The sequence below is a fragment of the Streptococcus intestinihominis genome (assembly GCF_046824975.1).
Lineage (GTDB): Bacteria > Bacillota > Bacilli > Lactobacillales > Streptococcaceae > Streptococcus.
This window is the reverse complement of sequence record NZ_JBKQBL010000004.1, coordinates 161,394-162,840: the sequence shown is the minus strand read 5'-3', so window position 1 is coordinate 162,840 and position 1,447 is coordinate 161,394. Positions and strand designations below refer to the sequence as shown.

Annotated in this window: 2 protein-coding genes; both read left to right on the top strand. The window is 43.3% G+C overall.

All coding sequences use genetic code 11. The features are described from left to right. Positions 1 to 735: helicase C-terminal domain-containing protein (locus tag ACLOR3_RS07650; protein ID WP_412037115.1), on the top strand; the 735-nt coding region annotated here is incomplete at its 5' end. Between the two features lies 1 nt (position 736). Continuing rightward, positions 737 to 1,447: YeiH family protein (locus ACLOR3_RS07645; RefSeq protein ID WP_412037114.1), on the top strand; the 711-nt coding region annotated here is incomplete at its 3' end.

Sequence of the window (1,447 nt, the reverse complement as noted above, 5' to 3'; positions counted from 1 at the left end):
ACCAGACTTCTCTTGGTCTCAGCTACCTTATCCATTAGTAAAAAGGTCAATCTAGCCTCGATTTTAGGAATTGAGAATTACCAATTCATCGGGAAAGAACTGTCCTACCATCAAGGGCAAACCATCTTCATCGATCGAGAATTTCCTGATTTGACCAATTTGACGCAAGAGGAATTAGCTGGCTCTTTAGCAAGCTATTTGGATGATCTAGCAGCTACTGGCTTGCCTCTCTTCGCCTTGTTCACTTCCAAGGACTTGCTTTTAGCAACTTCTCAGCTGATGACAGTGGGTCACCTGGCTCAGTATAAGAATGGTGAAGCAGCAACTATTAAACGCCGATTTGATAGAGGGGAAGCTTCCGTCCTTTTAGGATCCGGTAGTTTTTGGGAAGGGGTCGATTTTGCCCAGCAAGCAAAAATCATTCAAGTCATTCCTCGCATTCCTTTTGATAATCCAAGTGATTTCTTCGTGCAAAAACTGCACGAAACCTTGCGTCTAGAAGGGAAAAATCCTTTCTATGATTATAGTTTGCCACTAGCTATCTTACGCTTGAAACAGGCTCTTGGACGTTCGAGTCGTTCGAGCGAGCAAGAATCTCTGGTCATTTTATTAGATCAACGCTTATTAAATCGCCAATATGGCTCGCAGATTCAAGCCAGTTTAGAGAAAATAGCTCCTCTTGTCATTGCTAAGACAGGAGAAGTAAAAGAAGTTGTTGAACAATTTAGGAGTTAACATGAATCAAAAAACCAATGGAACTCAGTATGTTTCCGGTGCCTTGCTAGCCGCTCTTACAGCAGGACTATCTATGGTGTTAGGAAAAGCAGTACCTATCCTTGGCTCTAGTCTCTTTGCTATCCTATGTGGGATTCTCTTGAATGCTAGTCATCTATTGCCTCAAAATAGCAGGCCGGGACTAGCCTATTCAGGGAAAAAACTCTTGCAATATTCCATTATCTTGATGGGCTTTACCTTGTCCTTTCAAAAGGTGACCCAATTGGGCCTGTCTTCTTTGGTCATTAGTTTACCGACCATCAGTATTGCCTTTCTCTCTGCTTTTGCAATGGGCTACCTCTTAAAAGCTCCAAAGATCTTAACAGCCTTGGTTGGAATGGGGACAGCTATTTGTGGAGGGTCTGCAATCGCGGCAGCCTCTCCTGTTCTAGAAGCTGATGAAAATGACATCGCTCTGTCCATGTCGACTATCTTTTTCTTTAATATCCTAGCGGTTTTCCTTTTTCCTTTTTTTGGTCACCTCCTTGCTATGACGGATCGGCAATTTGGTTTTTGGGCAGGAACAGCCATTAATGATACCTCATCTGTTGTAGCGGCTGCATTTTCCTATAGTAAAGCAGCGGGTGAAGTGGCTACGGTTGTGAAGTTGACCCGAGCTCTGATGATTATTCCAATCTGTTTTGGGATGTTGGGACTAAAACTTCTAGGACGG